This window comes from Enterococcus sp. AZ163, from assembly GCF_050498925.1.
GTDB lineage: Bacteria > Bacillota > Bacilli > Lactobacillales > Enterococcaceae > Enterococcus_A > Enterococcus_A ferrettii.
Genome location: NZ_JBIPAO010000002.1, coordinates 443789 through 466063, shown reverse-complemented (window position 1 = coordinate 466063; position 22275 = coordinate 443789). Strand labels below are relative to the sequence as shown.

Annotated in this window: 19 protein-coding genes and 1 pseudogene; 14 read left to right on the top strand and 6 right to left on the bottom strand. The window is 40.6% G+C overall.

The window, feature by feature from the left end:
- The first annotated feature begins 86 nt into the window (after positions 1 to 86).
- The gene (locus tag IGI46_RS20670) at positions 87 to 734 is read left to right on the top strand and encodes an HAD family hydrolase (protein WP_429974172.1); all 648 of its coding nucleotides are present in this window, start codon (positions 87 to 89) and stop codon (positions 732 to 734) included.
- A gap of 8 nt (positions 735 to 742) precedes the next feature.
- Here the strand turns inward: IGI46_RS20670 and IGI46_RS20665 are convergent, their stop codons facing one another.
- On the bottom strand, positions 743 to 1264 hold the full coding sequence (locus IGI46_RS20665; RefSeq protein WP_429974171.1) for a dihydrofolate reductase family protein: 522 nt from the start codon (positions 1262 to 1264) through the stop codon (positions 743 to 745).
- Positions 1265 to 1397: 133 nt separating this feature from the next.
- Here IGI46_RS20665 and IGI46_RS20660 point away from each other — a divergent pair, with 133 nt between their 5' ends.
- Together IGI46_RS20660 and IGI46_RS20655 are read left to right on the top strand one after the other, a co-directional pair.
- A complete protein-coding gene (locus tag IGI46_RS20660; protein WP_207701725.1) occupies positions 1398 to 1841 on the top strand; it encodes a DUF3290 domain-containing protein in 444 nt (147 codons plus the stop codon).
- A gap of 11 nt (positions 1842 to 1852) precedes the next feature.
- Positions 1853 to 2488 carry a DUF421 domain-containing protein gene (locus IGI46_RS20655; protein ID WP_429965963.1) on the top strand — a complete coding sequence of 212 codons (636 nt, stop codon included), beginning with the start codon at positions 1853 to 1855 and terminating at the stop codon, positions 2486 to 2488.
- 262 nt (positions 2489 to 2750) lie between these two features.
- On the opposite strand, the gene IGI46_RS20650 is transcribed toward IGI46_RS20655, so the two are convergent.
- Complete coding sequence (locus tag IGI46_RS20650; protein WP_429965964.1) at positions 2751 to 3848, bottom strand: NAD(P)/FAD-dependent oxidoreductase; 1098 nt, start codon at positions 3846 to 3848, stop codon at positions 2751 to 2753.
- Positions 3849 to 3994: 146 nt separating this feature from the next.
- Here IGI46_RS20650 and IGI46_RS20645 point away from each other — a divergent pair, with 146 nt between their 5' ends.
- The 3 genes and pseudogenes from IGI46_RS20645 to IGI46_RS20635 all read left to right on the top strand — a co-directional run bounded on the left by IGI46_RS20645 (position 3995) and on the right by IGI46_RS20635 (position 6910).
- Positions 3995 to 4321 (top strand): PadR family transcriptional regulator, encoded by a 327-nt coding sequence (locus IGI46_RS20645; protein WP_207701722.1) that lies wholly within the window; start codon positions 3995 to 3997, stop codon positions 4319 to 4321.
- Between the two features lies 1 nt (position 4322).
- Positions 4323 to 5285, top strand: a complete 963-nt coding sequence (locus tag IGI46_RS20640; RefSeq protein WP_429965965.1) for a permease prefix domain 1-containing protein — start codon at positions 4323 to 4325, stop codon at positions 5283 to 5285.
- A 210-nt stretch (positions 5286 to 5495) separates the two neighbouring features.
- Positions 5496 to 6910, top strand: a pseudogene (locus IGI46_RS20635) (IS3 family transposase).
- A 112-nt stretch (positions 6911 to 7022) separates the two neighbouring features.
- Here IGI46_RS20635 and IGI46_RS20630 read toward each other — a convergent pair.
- Positions 7023 to 7769, bottom strand: a complete 747-nt coding sequence (locus IGI46_RS20630; RefSeq protein ID WP_429965966.1) for an SDR family NAD(P)-dependent oxidoreductase — start codon at positions 7767 to 7769, stop codon at positions 7023 to 7025.
- Positions 7770 to 7883: 114 nt separating this feature from the next.
- Positions 7884 to 9374 (bottom strand): ribosomal protection-like ABC-F family protein, encoded by a 1491-nt coding sequence (abc-f, locus tag IGI46_RS20625; protein WP_429965967.1) that lies wholly within the window; start codon positions 9372 to 9374, stop codon positions 7884 to 7886.
- 429 nt (positions 9375 to 9803) lie between these two features.
- Here abc-f and IGI46_RS20620 point away from each other — a divergent pair, with 429 nt between their 5' ends.
- The 8 genes from IGI46_RS20620 to IGI46_RS20585 all read left to right on the top strand — a co-directional run bounded on the left by IGI46_RS20620 (position 9804) and on the right by IGI46_RS20585 (position 21063).
- Entirely contained in the window at positions 9804 to 11549 is a 1746-nt protein-coding gene (locus IGI46_RS20620; protein ID WP_429965968.1) for a glycoside hydrolase family 13 protein, read from the top strand.
- Between the two features lie 160 nt (positions 11550 to 11709).
- Positions 11710 to 14334, top strand: a complete 2625-nt coding sequence (gene ppdK, locus IGI46_RS20615) for a pyruvate, phosphate dikinase (protein WP_429974170.1) — start codon at positions 11710 to 11712, stop codon at positions 14332 to 14334.
- A 617-nt stretch (positions 14335 to 14951) separates the two neighbouring features.
- Entirely contained in the window at positions 14952 to 16367 is a 1416-nt protein-coding gene (pepV, locus tag IGI46_RS20610; protein ID WP_429965970.1) for a dipeptidase PepV, read from the top strand.
- A gap of 89 nt (positions 16368 to 16456) precedes the next feature.
- Entirely contained in the window at positions 16457 to 18385 is a 1929-nt protein-coding gene (locus tag IGI46_RS20605; RefSeq protein ID WP_429965971.1) for an OPT/YSL family transporter, read from the top strand.
- The gene (locus IGI46_RS20600) at positions 18375 to 18743 is read left to right on the top strand and encodes a PqqD family protein (RefSeq protein ID WP_429965972.1); all 369 of its coding nucleotides are present in this window, start codon (positions 18375 to 18377) and stop codon (positions 18741 to 18743) included. Before IGI46_RS20605 ends, IGI46_RS20600 begins: the two co-directional genes overlap by 11 nt.
- A 167-nt stretch (positions 18744 to 18910) precedes the next feature.
- Positions 18911 to 19834, top strand: a complete 924-nt coding sequence (locus IGI46_RS20595) for a N(5)-(carboxyethyl)ornithine synthase (RefSeq protein WP_429965973.1) — start codon at positions 18911 to 18913, stop codon at positions 19832 to 19834.
- A 72-nt stretch (positions 19835 to 19906) separates the two neighbouring features.
- Complete coding sequence (locus IGI46_RS20590; RefSeq protein WP_429965974.1) at positions 19907 to 20500, top strand: Crp/Fnr family transcriptional regulator; 594 nt, start codon at positions 19907 to 19909, stop codon at positions 20498 to 20500.
- Positions 20500 to 21063, top strand: a complete 564-nt coding sequence (locus IGI46_RS20585) for a YbhB/YbcL family Raf kinase inhibitor-like protein (protein WP_429965975.1) — start codon at positions 20500 to 20502, stop codon at positions 21061 to 21063. Before IGI46_RS20590 ends, IGI46_RS20585 begins: the two co-directional genes overlap by 1 nt.
- 87 nt (positions 21064 to 21150) lie before the next feature.
- On the opposite strand, the gene IGI46_RS20580 is transcribed toward IGI46_RS20585, so the two are convergent.
- Both IGI46_RS20580 and IGI46_RS20575 read right to left on the bottom strand, forming a co-directional pair.
- The gene (locus IGI46_RS20580; protein ID WP_429965976.1) at positions 21151 to 21627 is read right to left on the bottom strand and encodes a DUF5067 domain-containing protein; all 477 of its coding nucleotides are present in this window, start codon (positions 21625 to 21627) and stop codon (positions 21151 to 21153) included.
- A 10-nt stretch (positions 21628 to 21637) separates the two neighbouring features.
- A complete protein-coding gene (locus tag IGI46_RS20575) occupies positions 21638 to 22243 on the bottom strand; it encodes a hypothetical protein (protein WP_429965977.1) in 606 nt (201 codons plus the stop codon).
- Positions 22244 to 22275: the final 32 nt, after the last annotated feature.

Sequence of the window (22275 nt, the reverse complement as noted above, 5' to 3'; positions counted from 1 at the left end):
CGTGATTTTTATGCTGAAGCTGTAGAGTTGAAAAGTGACGCAGGCATGAACACTGTTGTTTGTACAATTGGTGAAAGGAGAAGTAGATGACAAAAGCACTTATTTTTGATTTTGATGGAACGATGATTGACAGTGAATGGTTGTTTTACGAGAGCATCAATAATTATTTAATGGAACAGTTTCATTACCAAATTCCTTTTGCAGAATACCAGCAGGGAGTTGGTACGGCGGCAGAGCTTTCTTTTTATGAAAGGCTTAGCCAAGATATTGGTCAGCCGATAGATGCTGAAAGCTTTGCTCAGCAAATTGTCGTAGATCAGAAAAGAAATTATGCCGAGGCTAAGCTAAGGCCAGGAATTGGTGAGTTAATAGAGTTGGCTCGTCAACAGCAATGGAAAATCGGGGTGGTCTCGAATTCAGAAATGCTGGAATTAGCTTATTACTTTGATTCACATCCAACGATTAAGAAGCAGATTGATGTATTCGTTACAATTGACGATCTACAGTTAGGTAAACCGGATCCTGAGGGCTACTTACTTTGTTTAAACCGATTAATGGTTGAGCACGCTGTTGTAATTGAGGATAGTCCGGTAGGGGCACAGGCAGCAGTAGCGGCCGGATTAGAGACTTATGTTTATCCCAATAAACTGACAAAAGAAATGACTTTTCCGCCTGAGGTAAGGGAGTTTCGACAAGTTCAGGAATTATTTAACCACCAGTACAAAAAAGCTTGATCAATCGATCAAGCTTTTTTGCGATAATGCAGTTCGACCAGCTCGCCAAATTGACGGGTTTCTATAAACTCCAATTGAGCAGCCAGACCATGAGGCTCAAATAATTGTTTACCTTCACCCAGCAAAACTGGAGCGATTTGGATGAACCATTCATCGATAAGATCAGCTTCTAATAAGGGATGCAACAACGTACCACCACCTACTAGCCAAATATCGTTCTTTTCTTGTGCCTTCATCTGTTGTACATAATTGACGGGATCTTCGTGAATGGTGAGTTGACCATCAACCGTCTGGTGCTTGTGGGAGAAAACAACGATTTTTTGATCCGCGTACAGCGGCTGATTATCATTTAACCGCAAGGCTTCTTCATAAGTAATTCGTCCCATAACCACGGTTCCAATCGTTTCTATAAATTCCTCATAGCTGGTGTGATCTCCTACTTGTGTTTGCAGCAGCCAATCCAAATTTTCATTTTTTCCGGCCAAGTACCCATCTAAACTAATAGCACCATAAAAGACAAGTTTTCCCATATTATCCGCTCCTTTGCTAGTTATAAGTATAGCAAAGCATCTAGTACATTCGTCTTTTTCTGCCTAAAAGTAAAGAGCAGTCTTTTGCTGAAAGTAGCGAAAACCGCTAAAATAAAGGAGAGGAGGAAGGCAGATGACTTTTTATGGGATTAATTACATCGAAAACCAAACGAGTTTAAACGACTACATTAAATATGGCATTATTTTTCTGGCGCTGATTTTTATGATTGTGGCCTTCAGCTTGTACATGCGTCATCGAATTCAAACCAAGTATCGGGATTTAAGTATTATGCTATTCTTACTGCTGGTATTTATGCTGGGGGTTCAATATTCCGATTATGCACAAAATCAAAGTCGCTATACACAGTCGTCGCAAATGGTAGCCTTTGTCAAAGAAGTGGCCAATGAATTTGCCATTGACCAAGAAGATGTTTTGGTAAACTCGGTTCAACTAACTGATGGGGTAGTAGTGAAGATCCAAGATACTTATTACACGGTTAATTTGAGTGCAGATCAAAGCTCCTACCGACTGACCGAAACCTATTTAATGAATACACAAGTAGAGATTAGTAAGTAAGGGGGCAGAGTATGGCAGCATATTATCCAGTCATTTTAAAATTTGCATTAGGTATCATTTGTTTGATTTTTCAAATCAATATCTCGGGAAAAGGCAACTTGGCGCCATCCTCAGCGATGGATGCGGTACAAAATTATGTGCTCGGTGGAATTATTGGTGGTGTCATTTACAACGACTCGATTACGGTTTTACAATTTGTACTGGTACTAGTCATTTGGACATTTTTGGTAATGCTGCTGAAATTTATGAAGGAGCATAATCGCTATGTGAAATTATTGATCGATGGCAAGCCAGTGAATTTGATTCAAAACGGACAAGTAGATGTTCAGGAATGTTTAAAGCACGGGATTTCTGCCAATGAATTGATGTTTAAATTGCGCAGCAACGGAATTTATGAAGTAGAAAAGGTTAAGCGGGCAATTTTGGAGCAAAATGGTCAGCTGACGATTATTGAGTTCGGTGATGAGAACATTCGTTACCCAATTATTGTGGATGGTCAGTCAAATGAGGATGTGCTGGAATTAATTGGCAAGGATCAGAATTGGCTGGATGAGGAGGTCAAGAAGCGGGAGTTTGCAGGTGTTTCAGCCATTTATTTAGGGGAGTATGTTTCAGGAGAATTGCGTTTGAGCGGATATAAAGAATAATTATTGACCTGATCTTATCGTGCAGGAGTAGAATGTTTTGATTAAGTAAATAATTGGTTGCTATTGTTCCATAAAAAAGAGTGGTTCAAGCGGATAATTTTATACTGAAAAGGCTGTGACAAACGTCGCAGCCTTTTTAATGAGTAATCGGTGTAACTGAGGCAATTCCTTAGAAATAGACCGGATAATCATAAAAATATCTGAAGCTGTTTTCGGCTTACCTCTCGGATGAGAAACTAAATACTTTTTGTATACCCTCTTTTTATCGATGAATATAGTTTTCTAAAGGTTTCTGATAAGCAGACCAGTCAGTTATTGTTTCGCCGTTCAAATAGTTTGCTATTAGATACCCAATATAAGGGCCAGTAGTTAATCCAGAAGAGCCTAAACCGCTGGCGACAAGTAACTCGTTCCGAAGCAGACCGAAGAACGGTGCAAAGTCGGAAGTATAGGCTCGAGTTCCTATTCGATAATTATAAGGCGTTGAAAACAGCCTGGCTGGATCAGCTAAAAATTCAGAAGCCCCACAGGTCAATTGCTGAAAAGCTTCTTTGGTAGCAGTCAAATCCCAGCCGCCATCATTTTCATGAGTAGCACCCAATAAGATTTTCCCCTCAGCAAAGGGGATCAAATCTGCTTCACCATCCAGCATGGCAACCGGCCAGTTGGCTGATTCAGTATAATCTGTTTGAAATGTCAATAATTGTCCTTTTTGGGGACGAATGTCCGTGTGATAACCCAAGGGCTTTAGCAGATTTTTCAAATGAGGCCCAGGTGTTAAAATAATTCGATCATAGTTTACGGTCTGCTTATCAACTACCACTTCTAATGAAGCGGTTTGTTTTAGTGTTACCGATTGGTTAACCAATCGAATACCTTTATTTTTCGCCAGCGAACGTAACCGCTGCAAGTAGGCTTTACCATCCAAACGTCCTCCACCCGAAATATGCAAAGCAGCTGTTGGTTTTAATAAAGGAAGATGCTCAGCTGTTTCTGTTTCTGTGAATAAACGGATCTCGCCGATTGCTGCAGCTTCTTCTCGACGTTTTTTAGCCAATTCGTAGAGTTCTTCTAATTGCTTTTGCTTTCGCAGCAGCAGCGTCCCGGAACGCTGATAAATGCTGTCATCCAGATCAAAGTCTTGAATCAGCTGTGGGAAAAAGTTTGCTCCGTCTTTGGCCAAGGCATACCATTGCTTGTTACGTCGTTTGGACAGCCAAGGAGAAATGATGCCGGCACTAGCTCCAGTTGCTTGTCCGGTGGACTGATCATAGAGGGTGACGTCAAATTTCTTATTGTCCAAATAATTAGCTAGGGTTAATCCAATAATGCCGCCCCCAATAATGGCAATTTTTTCCATATTAATCCCTTCTCTCTGATTATTCATTCTGGCATAAATTGATCAAACAAACAACAGAAAAAAGTTTGTATTTTTACTTTACCTGTCGTAGTAATTACGCTATACTGATTACAACGACAGATGAAGTAATTTTTGGAGGTGGCAAAATGATTTCAAGCGATGGCATTCGCGGTTACAATGATGTGATCATTTTGTCGGTCTTGAGTGAAGGGGATTCTTATGGCTATGAGATTTCTAAACGTATTCGTGAAGTAACTGAAGAGCTGTATGTAATCAAAGAGACGACTTTGTATTCGGCCTTCAATCGTCTAGAAAAGAACGGACTGATTCAACCTTATCCGGGAGAGGTAACTCACGGGAAAAAAAGAACGTATTACCGAATCACGGAGGTTGGTAAAAAATTTCTGACCGATAAACGTGTAGAGTGGCAGCAGACCAAAGAGGTTGTGAACCGATTTATGAAAGAGGGATAATATGGACACAATAAAAAATTATTTGGAAACCTTGTTTATTGAATTTCCAAAAACGAATGAAGTTCAGCGAGCCAAGGAAGAGCTGCTGGCGATTATGGAGGATCATTATTGGTCTTTACGAGAAGAAGGCAAGAGTGAGCACGAGGCTATTGGTGCCGTGATCAGCGAGTTCGGTTCCGTCGACGAGCTTAAAGAAACACTACAATTTAGCACGAACGAAGAAGAAGTTGAAACTGATTTTGACCAAGATCCGATCAGCCAAGAGGAAATGCTGGAATTTATGGCGAAACGCAAGCGCAGTGCCTCTGGATTGAGCTTGGGAATTTCCTTTTGCATCTTATCGATCGCCGCTATTTTAGGCGCTAATATTGTTGGTTATGCCAGCAGCTTAGGTTTAGCAGCATTTTTCGTTTGTATCGCCACAGGAGTAGGGTTGATTATTTATAATGGCATGCAGATGTCCTCAGAGGGCAAGCCGCTAAATGACCGTTTTGTACCAAGAGCTGTTCAGCAGCTGGCAGGAACTGAGAGAAGTACTTACCAAAAGAGCTTTCAATTTAGTTTAGTGTTGGGAATAGGATTATGTGTATTGAGTTTAGTTCCTGTTTTTCTCTTTTCAGGTTACTATATGAATGGGATCGGTATCCCTCTAATGTTTATTTTCATTGCCACTGGTGTTTTTCTGATTGTTTACGGCAGCTTGTACTACAGCAGCCATAGTAAGTTTATCGATAATCGCTATTTTATTTTAGATGATGATAAGCTGGGGCCAAATGCTCGGAAGGAAAGATATGGTGAAGCAGCACCAATTGGGATTATTTTAGAAAAAGTTTATTGGCCGGTCGTTGTTTGCACCTATTTTGTTTGGTCATTTCTTAGTGGCTCCTGGGGTTTCAGCTGGATTATTTTTGTGATTGCCGGGGTTGTGCATGAGGCGTTAATTAATATCTTTAGAAAAGCTTAGCAGGCAGCGGAATTTCCGCTGCTTCTTTTTTTGGAGAAGAGCAGGGAACTCCTTTAAGCTTTCAAAAGAGCAGTATCTTTCTTTGGTTTTTTCTGGGAGCTGCCATTTGATGCAATAAAGTGAAAGTGCTCAAATTAAAAAGTCGATTGCTGCCTGTACCGACCCCCAAAAGTTAGACCAAAAATCTAACTTCTGGAGGTCGGTATTTTTATGGCTAAATATAGTCTAGAACTAAAGTTAAAGATCATTCATGAGTATTTAGAAGGGAAAGGAGGGTATGGATATCTGGCAAAGAAATACGCAGTAAAGAATGAGATACAAGTGAGGCGTTGGGTAAATTCTTATCGAGAATTTGGTGAAGAAGGACTCTTTAGAAAACGGCAAAATCAAAATTATTCTGTTCAATTCAAGATGGATGCGATAGAGTTATATCAAACAACTGAGTTGTCCTATCGCGAAGTGGCGAATCATTTAGGGATGAATAATCCTGCTTTGATTGCCAACTGGATGAGAATGTTTCGTGCAGAAGGAATGAGTGGACTCTCAAAAACGAAAGGACGTCCACCTATTTTGCCTAAGAAAAAAGAAGAGAAGAAAACAAAGAAAGAAACACCGGAAGAACGCGATCGCATCAAGGAATTGGAAAAACAAGTGCGTTCCCTTCAGATCGAGAATGCCTTTTTAAAAGAATTGAGGAAGCTGCGAAAACTGGAAGCCCAACAAAGACGAAAGAATCAATCGCACGAATCATCGACAGCCTCCGAGGATCATTCAAATTAGTTGAGCTTCTTGAATCTTTGAAATTTCCTAAATCAACCTTTATGTATTGGCAAAAACGGTTTGATCGAAAAAATCCAGATCAGGAAATCGAAAAGGAAATGCTTCTAATAAGAGAAAAGCATACGAATTATGGCTGCTTACGTATGACAAAAGAATTGCGAAATCGGGGATTCCTTGTAAATAAGAAGAAGGTTCAACGGTTGATTCGAAAGCTGGAAATTGAAGTCCGATCATTTACGAGGAAATCCCGCCGCTATAACTCTTATCGTGGAAAAATCGGTACGATTGCGAAGCATCGAATTCATCGACGCTTTTACACAAGTATCTGCCATCAAAAGATTACAACAGATACGACAGAGCTAAAATATTTTGAACCGGACAAATCCGGTATCATTCGTGAAAAGAAGCTATATCTTGATCCTTTTTTAGATATGTTCAACAGTGAGATTATTTCTTATCGCATTTCAGAGAAACCGAACGCATCGGCAATCATGGAAGCTTTAGAGGAAGCGATCCAAGCAACAAATGACTGCCTCTATCGACGAACCTTTCACTCCGATCAAGGCTGGGCCTATCAAATGAAAGCTTATAATCATACGTTGAAAAAACATAAGATCTTCCAAAGTATGTCTCGTAAAGGTACCTGCTTGGATAATTCGATCATGGAGAATTTCTTCAGCCTGTTGAAGCAGGAAATCTATCACGGAAGAGAATATCATAGCTTTGAGGAATTGAAACAAGCAATTGATGACTATATTCAATACTACAATCATGAGCGTATGAAGAGAAAACTAAACTGGCAGAGTCCAGTACAATTTAGAGAAGCGGCATTAAAAGTTGCCTAAAATCATCAATAAAAGGACAGAAAAATGGAGTGGATTTCTCCACTCCGAAAAAGTCTAACTTTTTGGGGTCACTACAGCCTGTTTAAAAAGACAACAATCGACTTTTTTTTGCTTAAACTGCGGTATAGCCGCCATCAACTAACAAAGTGGCTCCATTCACGAAGCTAGCTTGGTCGCTGGCTAAAAAGGCCACAGCTTCAGCGACTTCCTCCGGTTGACCTAAACGACCAATTGGATGCAAGTCAACCAATGCTTGTGTTGCTTCATCATCCATATTACCCAAAAGAGGTGTTTCGATGTAACCAGGGGCCACAGTATTTACCCGAATGCCTTCTTTGCTGTAGCTGGCTGCGATCGTTTGGCTCAGCATTTTAACGCCGCCCTTAGACGCAGCATAGGCTGGGATGCCTTCGCGGGCATCAACACTGTGGATTGATCCGCAGTTAACGATAGTGCCGCGCTCTTTTTGCTGCAACATTTGCTCCACGACTGCCTTGTCAGATAAGAAAACACCGGTCAGGTTCACATCAATTGTTGCTTGCCAGTCCTCTGGAGACAATTCTGTGATTGGTGCATCATTAGACATACCGGCATTGGCTACTAAAATATCTACCTTACCAAATTTCTCCACAGCAGCAGCGACCATGTCTTTCACTTGTTCATATTTTGTGACATCAGTTTGTAAAAACAAACCAGTATCTTCGTTGATTGATAAGTCCTGCAAAATTTCGCCGCCGTCTTCACTCGCATCCGCAACAACAACCTTTGCACCTTCTTGATAAAATAATTCGGTACATGCTGCGCCGATCCCGCTAGAACCGCCCGTGATAATCGCTACCTTTCCTTCAAAACGTTTCATAAAAATCCTCCTTTAATTTGTTTACTCATTTACGTTAACAAGTTTTAAGAATAATGACAAAAATAGTGCTTACAACAAAAAACCGATTACTAGTAAAAAGCAATCGGATAATAATTATTTTTCTAAGGGGATTTGTACAGCACCAATAGTCTCTAAAAATCGGTGATCGTGCTCAATAATTAGCATGGCGGGTCGAACCCGCAACAGCAGCTCCTCTAATTGCTGTTGATTAAAAACATCTAGATAATTCAGCGGTTCATCCCATAGATACAGTTCGGCAGCTTGAGAAAGCGACTTTGCAAGTTCCACTTTTTTGCGCTGCCCCATGCTCATTTCTTCAATCAGGTTATTAAAAACAGCACGCTCCATGCCCAACTTACGTAAATTATTTAAAAAGGCGGAATAATTCAGTCGATGCTTCTCTGCAAAGTCCTGAAGGGTTCCATGGTTGTCTTCGTAATTTTGCCGAACATAACTGATAGTCAACTGTTTAGGCTGAAGATGACTGCCTGCGATTTGACCCTCAAATTGGCCCAATAGATAAGAAAAAATACTGGATTTCCCGGAACCGTTTGGACCAGTGAGAGCGATAATTTCTCCTTTGTTAACTTCAAAGGAAAGGGCAGCAAACAAATCTTCCTGATAGCGCAAACTCAAATTCTCCACTTTTAGCAGTTGCTGATGATGCGTCGGCTGGTAATCCATCGACAAAGAATCAATTTCTTCAAGATCCTTCAGTAATCCTTCCTTATCGTGGATCTGTTCAGCCATGCGTTTGTTAAGGGTTTTGGAGCGTTTCATCACCCGAGCAGCTCGTGCACCAATGAAGCCGGTGTCGTTAATCGCTCCGCTGCCTTTTTCGGAAGGTTTGCCGTATTTATCGGTTTCTCGATGATGGGACCACTCTGCTTTTTCGGCAGCAGTTTGTTTCAATCGAGTGACTTCCTTCTTTATTTTTCTGTTTTGGGCCTGCTCAAAGTCATCTCGTAGTTTTTTTTGTTCTTCATAGGTTGAAAAATTTCCCTGATACAAAATCAGCTGACTTTTTTCAATTGCCAGAGTATGATCAGTGACCTGATCCATGAAACGGCGGTCATGACTAACGACGATAAAGCCGTTCTTTTTCTGCAAATAATCCGCTACGTGCTGTCGGCCTTGGGCATCCAAGTGATTGGTTGGTTCATCAATCAGGGGAAAACGATCCGTTTGAGTGAAAAGCATTGCCAGCAATGCTTTGGTTTGTTCGCCGCCAGAGAGGGTGGAGAAGGGCTGCCATAAAACAGCTGAATTCAGCTGGATCAAGTTCATCTCTCGTTCAAGCTCCCATAACTCGAAATTTTCAGCCTCCCCAAGTACCTCATAGGTAAGTCGCTCTTTGTCATGGACTGCTGCTGGGAAATAGATTGCTTCTACTGGCAGATCGATTCGTCCATGATACGAGTAATGCCCTAATAATAAATGAAGTAAAGTCGTCTTGCCGCGTCCATTGCGACCGATTAGCCCTAGCTTCCAGTGGGTATCCAATAATAAATTCGCCTCTGAGAACAGTGTCGATCCTTGCTTATCAAAGCCGAAAGTTAGTTGTTCAATTTTAATTGTCGCCATAGGTGCTCACCTCGTTAAAAATTTTTGATCCTTTCAGGAACAGCAAAAAGACGACAAAAAAGAGACCTTGCCTTGAAAAATTAAGCCAATCCTGAAAGTTTGCCTACTAATCCCGTTTGCTTTACCCAAATCGGTTCAGTTAGTCAACTTTCACTATTCGCTTAGTTTTTCAATGGCATGATCCCTCGATCCTTAAGATAAATTTAGTAAATCAGAGTAAACAAAATGAGTGGACGTAGTTGCTTCCCCTAACAACTACGCCCAGGAGTGATCCTCGTAAAAAACGAGGCAGAAGATAGAATCTATCTCCTAGTAATATAATATCATAAAAATTCTTTTTATGTGACAACTTTTTTCAAGTTGTAGACATTTTTATGGCATGAGTGTTTTAAACTTTGTTAGAATAAAAGAAAACATGGAGGTGTATGCGTGAATATAGCAGCAATTTATCATCGACCAGAGAGTGAATTTGCTTATTTATATGCGAAGGATAAGATGCGCATTCGTTTGCAAACTGCGAAAGAGGATGTAAAAACAGTTGCGTTAATTAGTGGAGATCACTACTTATTCAATCAGAAATGGTATTTAGAAAAAGAAATCATGGGAAAGGGTCTAATGACTGCACATCATGATTATTGGGAAATTGAAGCGACCAGCGATTATCGTCGTTTATCTTATGCTTTTTATTTAGAGGACCATGCTGGAAATGAGTACTTTTACTGCGACCAAGGAATATTTCCTTATCAGGAAGAATTTATGAAGTTGGACAGCGGGTATTTTAGAATGCCTTATTTCCACGAAATTGATCGGTTCAAGGCACCTGAATGGGTTCACAAAACGGTTTGGTACCAAATATTTCCTGAGCGGTTTAATAATGGCAATCCGGCGAATGACCCAGCAGGAACTTTGCCTTGGGGCAGCAAAAAACCGGATCGAGAGGATTTTTTTGGCGGCGATTTGCAAGGAATCATTGATAAGCTGGATTATTTAGAGGAATTAGGGATTACCGGCTTATATTTGTGTCCGATTTTTACCGCACCATCGAATCATAAATATGATACGGTGGATTACTTAGAGGTTGATCCGCATTTTGGCGATAAAATGCTGTTTAAGGAATTAGTGGATCAGGCCCATAATCGAGGGATTCGGGTAATGCTGGATGCGGTGTTTAACCATTTAGGAGCAAATTCTTGGCAATGGCAGGATGTCGTGAAAAACGGCAGACTATCTAAATATGCTGATTGGTTTCACATCCATTCTTTTCCAGTTCATTACGACCCTGTACCTGACTCAGAATTTGGCAAGAATATTAATTATGATACCTTTAGCTTTGTGCCGAATATGCCTAAGCTCAATACCGCAAATCCCGAAGTACAGGAATACCTGTTGGAGATTGCTACGTATTGGATTAAGGAATTTGATATTGATGGATGGCGTTTAGATGTTGCCAATGAAGTCGATCATCACTTTTGGAAATTATTTCACCAACGGGTACTGACTGAAAAACCAGAGTTGTACATTCTAGGGGAGATATGGCATTCCTCTCAGGCTTGGCTGCAGGGGAATGAGTTTCATGCTGTAATGAACTATGCATTTACAGACAGTATCAAAGCTTTCTTCTTAAACCAAGAGGTTACTGGCGATAATATGCTGGACGGCATGAACCATCAGCAGATTTTGTATCGGGATCAAACCAATGAAGTGAATTTTAATTTACTGGATTCTCATGATACTGCGCGTATGTTAACACTGTGTAAGGGGGACAAGTCTCTTTTGCGAAGTATTTTTGCTTTCATGTTCCTGCAAAAAGGGACGCCTTGCATCTATTATGGAACAGAAGTTGGCTTAGCCGGCGGAAGCGATCCAGATTGTCGTCGTTGTATGCCGTGGGAAAATCAGGATCAGTCATTACTGGCCTTTTTCCAGCAGCTGATCCATTTGCGTAAAACATACGCCGATGTCTTAAGTTTTGGCCAATTACGCTGGACGACTGAAAAGGATCGAGTGATTATTTTTCAGCGCAGCTATCTAGGGAAAACCTTGCGTTGTATCTTCAATGAAGCGGCGGAAGAACAAGTAATGAGTAAAAAAGGTGATCCGATATTTACTCAACAAACGATAACTAAAGAAGAGTATACGATTGCTCCACATGGTTTTGTGGTGGAATTAGTATGAAAAACACTGTTGTTTCAGCATTTCTAGCTGGACAGCAGTTTTTTTGTTCATCCTGCTAGTTAATACGCGTTTATATCTTTTATTAATACACATATTGACATTGTATATGTATCGTATTAAACTAAGTTAATACCAAATAAACGATTAGAAGGAGAAACATATGACTCAATGGGTTTATCTATTTTCAGAAGGATCAAAAGAACAGAAGGGCTTGCTTGGTGGTAAGGGAGCGAATCTAGCTGAAATGACTAAATTGGGACTACCGGTTCCTACCGGCTTTACTGTAACCACGGATGCTTGTCTGTGCTATTTGAATCAGGGAAATACTTTAACTGAAGAAATGAAAGGACAAATCCTGCAGGCTGTCGATCAACTATCAGAAAAAACACATAAAGCCTTTGGCGATAAAAAAAATCCTTTGCTAGTCTCGGTGCGTAGTGGTTCGAAATTTTCTATGCCAGGTATGATGGATACTGTCTTGAATTTAGGATTAAATGATCAAACTGTTGAAACATTAGCAAAAAACAGTCAAAATGAACGTTTTGCTTACGATTGTTACCGTCGTTTGCTGCAAATGTTTGGCGATGTAGTTATGGGAATTGACAATCAAAAATTTGAGTCACGAATTACTGCCTTAAAAAAATTGAATCAACTAGAGTTTGACAATGAATTAACCGCAGAACATTGGAAACAAATTGTAAACGAATACAAGGAGCTTTATCGTCAAAGCCTTCAACGGGAATTTCCACAAGACCCAATCGAACAATTATATCTGGCGATTGAGGCAGTGTTTGGCAGCTGGAACAATCAACGAGCCAAAACTTACCGTCGCTTGCACGACATCAGTGATGATTTGGGAACAGCAGTTAATATTCAAGAGATGGTCTTCGGAAACTTCGGTGAAACCTCAGGAACCGGCGTGGTTTTCTCAAGAAACCCTTCGATTGGCGAGCCTGGTCTTTTTGGAGAATACTTGATTAATGCTCAAGGGGAAGATGTGGTTGCCGGTGTGCGGACACCGAAGCCGATCCAAACCTTAGCTGATGATCTACCTGAACAGTATCAGCAATTAAAAGCGATTTGTGAAAATCTAGAAAAGCATTACAAAGATATGCAGGATGTGGAATTCACGATTGAGCGGGAAAAGCTGTTCATCTTGCAAACTAGAAATGGGAAGCGAACCTCTAAAGCAACAATTACTATCTTGTTGGATCTGTTCAATGAAGGAATTATCACTGAAAAAGAATTAGTCATGCGCTTAGAGGCCAAAGACTTGGAGGCTTCACTGCATCCAAGCTTTGAAGAAGAGGCATTGAAGAACCGGGTACCATTTTTGACTGGTTTAGCTGCTAGCCCAGGAGCAGCCGTTGGTGCAGCTTATTTTACCGCAGATTCAGCAACCTTAGCTAAAGCTCGAGGAGAAAAAGTAATTCTAATTCGGGAAGAAACTTCGCCGGAAGATATTGAAGGGATTGCCGTCAGTGAAGCAGTGGTTACAGCCCGTGGAGGAATGACCTCCCATGCAGCCGTCGTAGCTCGTGGAATGGGAATTTGTTCAGTTGTTGGCTGTGAGGCGTTAACAATGGAAGATTCTCAAGGGGTTGTGGGAGAAGAAACCATCCAAGAAGGTACGATTTTATCCGTTGATGGTACTTCAGGGAGTGTTTATTTCGGTGAAATTCCCTTAGAAGAATTAAGCAATACGGTCGCTTTAGATGATTTACATGTAATCTGGGATCGTCATGCCAAATTTCAGGTCCGGGCGAATGCCGAGACACCTAAGGATATCGAAACTGCGATGGCTTTAGGTGCAACAGGAATCGGTTTAGCTCGGACAGAGCATATGTTTTTTGAGAAATCACGTCTGTTGCAGTTCAGACAGTTAATTTTAGCGGATTCTTTAGATGAACGCTTAGAAGTATTAAAGAAATTGAAGCAGGTTCAAAAGGACGATTTCAAATTCATTTATCAAGCAGCCCAAGGGAAAGCAACCACGATTCGTTTGCTGGATCCGCCATTGCATGAATTTTTACCTAAAAACAATGATGAGTGCCGAGAAGTCGCTAAAGAGCTGGGTAAAACCTTCAATGAAGTGAAACGGAAAACCGATAATTTGGCTGAAACTAATCCAATGCTAGGCTTCCGTGGTTTACGTTTAGGGGTGGCTTATCCAGAAATTTATCAAATGCAAGGAGAGGCAATCATTGAAGCCGCTTATGAGGTTATGAATGAGCGAGGCTACGAAATACAGCCTGAGATCATGATACCTTTTACAATTGATGCCGAAGAGTTTGCTCGTGTGCGAGAATCAATTGAAACAGCAATCCAAGCTTCATTGGCCCAATTCAGCCAAAGCATGAATTATCAAATTGGTACGATGATTGAAATCCCAAGGGCTTGTTTGGTGGCTGACCAAATTGCTCAGTATGCAGATTTCTTCAGCTTCGGAACCAACGATTTAACTCAGATGGTGTTAGGATTATCTCGAGACGATTCGCCACGGATTGTGTCACAATATTTAGATGCAGGAATCATGCAGGACGATCCATTCCAAGTATTAGATGAAGCTGGTGTGGGCGCGATGATGAAAATCGCGATTGAAAAAGGACGACAGGTAAAACCAAACTTGAAAATTGGGATTTGCGGTGAAGCTGCAGCCCATCCAAAATCGATCGCCTTTTTAAATCAGCTGCCGATAAATTACATTTCTTGCTCGCCGTTTAGAATTCCTCAAGCTAAGATGACTCTCGCACAGCAAGGGATGGAGAGCTTGATCAAACAATAACAAACGTTGTTTTTCTCGAAAAAAATACTTTTTCGTTTGCGTATCCTTCAATCTGTTTTTTTACAGAGTGAAGGATATTTTTTTTGTTTTCACACTATATTCACATGCAAATTTTATATCCTAACAATTTGATTAGAATAAAAGAACGAATATGAATGAATTATTATTTGAAAACGGATACAATTTTCGTTATAATTTCCTTAGATTTCGATATTTCATGTTGGTAACACGGACTTTCTCGTAGTCGTTTTGATAACAGGAACGGCTAAGGATTGTTGTATCTAGTGTTTTTTTTATTGTTGAGATTCTGCTAAAAAACCGGAGGAGGGCAAATGACGCTTTACGTTATTTACGCTATAATAACCGATTAGGGAGGTGAACACAACTGCAGGATTGTAAATGTTAGAATAACGATTTTTTTCTCATGAAGTCGATTGGAGCAAGCTATTTCTAGTTCGTATTATTACTCTTTTGAAAAAAACTGGGGTATGATTACTGATAGGAAGAAGGTTTAGCCAACATCACAATGAGAAAAAAAGTTGTGTTACTGCACGAACTTTCTAATTCGTACTGGCGGATATTTCCGTTAAATAAATAAGAGAGCAGGGAGATTAACAATGACAATTGATTGGCAAAAAGAAGTTGAAGTACGCAAAGATGATTTGATGAGAGATCTTGAAGATTTGCTGCGTATTGATAGTGTTCGCGACATAGAACATGGTACCAAAGAAGAACCATTAGGACCTGGACCAGCGGCTGCTTTACGCAAAGTGTTAGAAATTGCAGAACGTGATGGATTTGAAACCAAAAACATTGAAAACGTTGCAGGCCATATTGATTATGGTGACGGCGAAGAAATGTTTGGCTTACTAGGTCACGTTGATGTAGTACCTGTCGATGATAATTGGGATACTGATCCTTTTGAACCAGTAGTGAAAGACGGCAAACTTTACGCACGCGGTTCTAGCGATGACAAAGGCCCTTCAATTGCGGCTTACTATGCAATGAAGATTATTAAAGATTTAGAATTACCGCTTTCTAAAAAGATCCGTTTTATTTTCGGAACTGATGAAGAAAGCGAATGGGTAGGAATTCATCGCTATATGGAAGTGGAAGAAATGCCAAAGGTTGGTTTTTCACCCGATGCCAACTTCCCAATTATCAATGGTGAAAAAGGAATCCTATCTTACGAAGTTACTTTTGACAATCAAGCTGGAGACACTGGTGCGTTCACTTTAGAAAGCTTTAAAGCGGGCATGCGTACCAATATGGTACCTGGTGATGCAACAGCGGTCTTGAAGGTTAATGATGAAACGAAGGCTGCTGACTTAAAAGCTGCTTTTGAAACATTTACTGCTGAAAAAGAAGTAGATGGAGAATATAAAGAGGAAAACGGCCAAATCACATTAACCACAATCGGTAAAGGAGCTCACGCTCAAGAACCTAAATTTGGTATTAATGCCGCTACTTACTTGGCAACATTTTTAGTTGATCATGATTTGGATGCTTCAGGCGTTCATTATGTGAAAGTGATTGCTGACTACATGCATTTAGATTATAACGGTAAGAAATTAAATGCTTACACCAAACATGATGTAATGGGTGAAACTACTTCATCAGCTAACTTGTTTGATTATACGCAAGATGGTGCGAAGAAAGTTACCTTAAATATTCGTCATCCAGAAGGAATTACTAAAGACGACATCTTGGACAATATGAAAGAAGTATTGAAAGACGAAGGTGTTTCAATCGAGATTATTGGTGACGTCAAAACGCCTCATTATGTACCAGGAGACGATCCATTGGTTAAAATCTTATTGGACGTTTATGAAGAACATACTGGCAACAAAGGGGAAGAACAATCAATCGGCGGCGGAACTTATGGCCGTATCTTGGAACGTGGTGTCGCTTATGGCGCATTGTTCCCAGGTGAAGAAAACGTAATGCATCAACCAAACGAATTCATGCCAGTGGATAGCTTATTAAAAGCAACTGCGATATACGCTGACGCAATTTACCGTTTGGCAAAATAAATTGACAGGCTTAGGGAGTCCTGTTTGAGAGCAGGACTCCTTCATAGTGTGTACCTTAGGGGAAAAAGGTAGGAAAGGAATTTCGGATAATGAAAAAATTGTCGAAAGACGCATTTGGCGGCGTGTCCGGGAGAGACTACGTACCATACGTAGAGGACAAGCCGAAAAAATCAGGTTCAGGAATTATCCTAACGCTAGGAATTATCTTAGCGGCGGTATTTGCAGCCTCAACAGCATACTCAGGAATGAAAGCGGGACTTACCGTTGCCGCAGGGATTCCCGGAGCAATTATTGGTTCAGGTTTAATTTCACTTTTTGTTAAGCCACGAACAATTTTAGGTAAAAATTTACTGCAATTAATGTCATCTGGTGGGGAATCGGTAGCCAGCGGGATGATTTTCGTATTACCAGCGGTTATTTTGGTTGGTGGGAAAATCAATTTCTTCGAGGGTGTAGCTTTAGGTGTTGGCGCAGTACTTCTAGGTGTCGGCGTGTTCACGTTAGTCCAAGATTACATGCTAGTAGACGAACACGGTAAATTGGTTTACCCAGAAGCAATGGCAATTTCGGAGACGTTAGTTGCTTCAGATACCGGTGGCGAATCCTTGAAATATATGGGAATCGGTTTTGGTATTGGCGGAATTATTACTGTTTTAACAGGTTCGGTATTAGGTATTATGAATAATGTCATCAGCTTCGTAAATGAGAGCTTCTACAAATGGAAATTTGAAACAGAAGTAAACCCATTGTTAGCTGGGATAGGATTTATCGTTGGCATGGACGTTTCACTATTGATGTTTGCTGGGTCCATTTTGGCAAACTTCGCAATCGCTCCATTATTAGGCTATTTCATGGGAATGGCTGGTGGTGGCGCAACTATTTGGGATAACGCTGGTCAGTTATTAAACACAGCGGACTTTGCTGTCATCTCTGGTTCGTATGTCCGTTATATTGGTGCTGGTATGATGATTTCCGGTGGGTTAATCGGGGCAATTAAATTAATCCCGACCATTATTTCATCTATTTCGGCAACTATGAAGGGACGTAAAACAGAAGGTGCTGATGCTGAAGGCGGCGGTGGAATATTGCCACTAATTATCGGTGCAGTAGTTGCTTTAGTTATGGGCTTTGTCATTACAGGAAACATAGCAATGGCTTTAGTTGGTGGTATCTTGTCAATCATCTTGAGTTTGTTGTTCGTTATTGTTGCTGGTCGCTTGACTGGAACAATCGGTACATCTAATTTACCTGTATCCGGTATGACAATTGCCTCAATGGTTATTTTGACTTTAGTTTTCGTTGTGATGGGTTGGACTTCAGCTGAAAATACGCAACAACTATTATTGTTTGGTACCTTTATCGTATTGGCTATTTCTGTTGGTGGTGGTTACTCACAATCACAAAAGGTGACTTTCGTTATGGGAGGCAACTTCAATGAAGGACGTCGCTACTTTGTAATTGCCAACATTGTAGGGGTTATTATTGTAACTGGTATGATGGTTATCTTAACGCCTCAATTACAAATCACAGGTGCAAACCCACCATTTGGTCTGCCGCAAGCGAACTTAATGGCAACCTTGACTGCTGGTATTACATCAGGCAGCTTGCCATGGCACATGATTATTGCTGGTATTGTAATGGGGATCGTATTACAATTGCAGGGCGTTTCTATTATGACCTTTGCTATTGGATTCTATTTGCCAATTTCAACTACTTCAATCATCCTAGTGGGTGCCTTGATTCGTGTCTTCATTGAATTCATGAACAAGAAGGAATCAGAAGAGGTTGGCGAAGAGCGAATTACGTTAGGAATCAGCTTGTCTTCTGGATTAATCGCGGGTGGTTCAATCATCGGTTTGATCGGAATTATTTTACAAGTAACCGGAATTGTTACGCCAGGTTCACCAACGGGCTTCTTAGGAAGTAACTGGGCTGCGGGTCTGTTATTAGTTATTTTGGTCATCTCAATTGTATTACCTTTGTTAAAAGTAAAGAATGTGAAAGCTAATGACAAATAAAAATTCAGCTGCATTAAATGCTGAAACGGATCAATTATTAGAACGTGTTTATCAAGTGAAACCGGAACTGCAGTACGAAGTTCGGGACGGGATTGTCTTCGTCATTAAGGAACAAAATGCTTGGGTTCAGCGCATGCTGCGAAAAATAAAGTATAAAATTCCTGAAACTTCTGAGATGGAGCTGGATCAATACGGCAGCTTTATTCTTCAGCAAATTGACGGACAGCGCAATGTACGGGAGATTGGGGAACGCTTAGGCGAAGCCTATGAAGAAGCCAATAACCAATTGTATGATCGTTTGCTGCTTTACCTCAATCATTTAGAGAAAAACGAAAAATATATTGAACGAATCAGTTAAAACGAAGGGTTCGCTTTACGATGAAAATCGTGAGGCGAGCTCTTTTTTTGGCTCTCAGAGTTAATATTTAGTGAAAGAAACTCTTCATGATACAATTATTTTGAAGGGAAATACTATAGATTTTTTTACTTGAACATTAGAAATTTTTGAAACAAGGAGGAAGAACGATGAGTAAACGAACCATGGGATTTGTGATTGGACATAAACCAAATGAAAAGCGCAGAGCTTTGCTGCCATCAGATATTCAGGACATTCAAAATAAGCAGCAACTCATTTTTGAAACAGGGTATGGTGAACATTTGGGGATTGAAGATGCGGCTTATGAACAGCTAGGCTGCAGCGTACTCCAGCGAGATCGGGTGCTGAAGCAAGACATTATTTGTGATCCTAAAATTGGTGAAGCCGACTACTTAGATTTACTGAAAAGGGGACAGGTGCTGTTTGGCTGGATTCACACAAGTTCAAATCAAGCTTCGTTGGAACCGCTTTATAGACGCGGTGTCGAAATGATCGCTTGGGAACGGATGTACCAGGACAACCGGCACTCTTTTTGGGAGAATAATCAAATTGCTGGTGAAGCAGCTATCATGCATGCGTATTTACTTTATGGCAAATTACCAGAGGAGACGAAGGCAGCAGTGATTGGCAGAGGAAATGTTGCTCAAGGAGCTATTCGGATATTGGAAAAGCTGGGCGCTGAGGTAGTTATTTACAACCGTCAACAGGAAAAACTGCTGCAGAAGGAATTGGGAAATTTCACTGTTGTTGTCAATGCCGTAAAATGGGACAAAAAGCGGCAGGATCATATCCTTTCTAGGGCAGACCTTAAGAAATTAACACCCCACTCATTGATTATCGACATCAGCAGTGATACGCATGGGGCAATTGAAACGTGCAGACCAAGTGCTGACGACTCACTCTATGAGGTAGATTCCATTCTGCACTACACGATCAACAATACCCCCAGCATTTTCTTTCAAACATCGACTAAAGCCATTTCTAAGGAAGTCGCCAAGTACGTGGACGATCTAGTCGAGAATCAAGACAATTCAGTTTTGGAAAACGCACGAGTAAGGCCGGAAATAGGCTAGTTCTTATCCTATGATAATGACAGAATACTCTCAGACCTTTACAATAAAGTAAAAAAGGAATGGGGAGCTGGCATGACAGATATTAAAACAAGCCTTCAAACGCTGGTCAACCGCTATCGAAAAACAGCGATTAGTGAGGAGACCGTCGCTCAAATTGCAGCTTTAGGTAGTATGAAGAAGTTTCAGCCTGGTGATTTAATCGTCGCTTCCGGTGACAAAGAAAGTCGGCTTTATTTACTGGTTGAGGGATTAGTCCGTAAATTTTATTTGGACAATCAAGGAAATGATCTCACTCATTTATTTATGCAGGAAGGAAGAATCTTTGGTACCCATAATGTCGTTTATGCTGGACAGGTAATGTGTAATTTTGAAGCTGTAGAACCGTGTGAGGTGGTTTGCTTTGATTACACGAAAATTCAGGAATTAATGATGGAAGAACCTTCCTTGACTTGGGTGTACATTGGTTTGTTGGAAGAAACGCTGCGTCTCAAATTGATGAGGGAGACAGCCCTGATTAATCAAAATGCTACACAACGGTATATTGAATTAAAACAGAGAATTCCTGATATTGATCAGCGGGTGAGTCATACCCATATTGCGACTTACGTAGGTATCACCCCAGTATCCTTAAGTCGAATACGTCGCACTCTTCGCGAGGAAGTTTGATGGTAAAGATAGTTGGAACTATTCTAATTGTTTTAATGCTTGCAGTGCTGTTGGTCAGATTTAATCAGAATTCGGATATTCATATTAGCGAAAAATATCAGCCCTTGTCAGTTTCCATTCCTGCTTTTGGGTCTGATTCTGTGATACCAAAGCGGTATTCTGGCAATGGAGAGGATGTCTCACCGGAAATACAGGTGTCTCAGTTGGACCGTGAGGTGGTTTCGATAACCATAATCATGGATGATATCGATCATCCACTGATGGGTGTGTATAATCACTGGGTTGTTTGGAATTTGCCGCCGCAACAGATTATTCCAGAAGCGATCCCTCAAGGAAAAACCGTATCAGGATTGTCAGAAGCTATCCAAGGGGTAGGGTATGGAAAGCATCGTTATCGCGGACCTAAGCCCCCTTTCGGAAGTCACCGTTACAAGTATCATGTCTTTGCTCTAAATAAAAAATTAAAACTGGATCCAGCCGCGAAAAAAGAAGAACTTATGGCAGCGGTGGAGGGGCACATCATTCAATATGGCAGCGCAATTGGAAGTTATCCAGGAAAATAAATACATTCAAATGAGATTGCACTTATTTGAATCATTCAGAAAGAATCGTTCGCCTCAAGACCCTAGGGACTTGGTGCGAACGATTTTTTACAGATAAATATCGTAATGCTTCTCAAAATTGTCTATTGTACCAAAGGTCAGGTAAACCAAATCCTCTTGATTTTTCAGTTGAAACTTAAGGGTTAGATTTTGAGATTTTCCAGGATCAAGCTTTTTCCTATCCCTCGCCAGCACTAACATTTCTAACGGTAGTGCATTAGGATCATTTAACTCTTTGACTTGTTCGGCTTTGAAAGTAGGAAACATTTCATTAAACGAGAGAGCTTTTTCTGTATTATTGGTCCATTTAATTTGGCAATAAAAAATATCCGAACTATTTTTGCCACTTTCTAAAAAAGTGATCTCAGCCGAAGGAAAAGCGATCGAATCTTCTGAACCGTAATGCAACACCTCTGAATCAGTTCCTTCAGTCGATAAGGTTGCCATTTTTGAAACAGGTGTACAGGCACTCAGTAAAATTGCGTAGGCCACTAGTAAACTAAGTTTAATCCTCTTTTTTTTCATGATTTTCTCCTTAATAAGTCCTTATTTTTCTGTGGGCGCTAAGTGTCAGTAGGAAAGGAATAACGGTTAGGGCAGCGAATAGTGGCAGTTCGACAGCTTCAATGAAATAAACGGGCTGAATCAGGTAGCTCCGCAGTGTTTGTCCTGAATGGTCAGCAACAACCTGATACAGCAGTCGAATAATCTTAACACCCAATCCGAAGCCGACCATTAGAGCCAGCCAAGTTTCTAAAAAGAGAGGGAAGGAGACATACCAGCTGAAGGCACCAAGATATTTTTTTATCATAAATTCTTCCTTTGAAGCAAGAAAATGTTTCGTGAAAATCGTACTGTAGTAAAGCGTTCCTAAGACAGCGGCCGTTAGAATTGCTGCCAAAGTCAGTAATTGCAGAATTGATAAAAAAAGAATCAATTGCTGCTGTGTATCAACAAGACTCAGAGTATTTAAATCCTTTTGATTTTCCAATTTTGCTTTCGCTAAAACTAGGTAGACTCTGCCAAGCAAATTAAATAGAAGACAAAAAAGCAAGCTAAGACTTAAATTACTAAAGCTAATCGTTGAATTACGTTTAATTTGCCAAAGGACTTCGGTAGTTAGAGAGAGAAGTTTAGTCACAGAATACTCCTTTTTAAAAATATGCTTTAGCT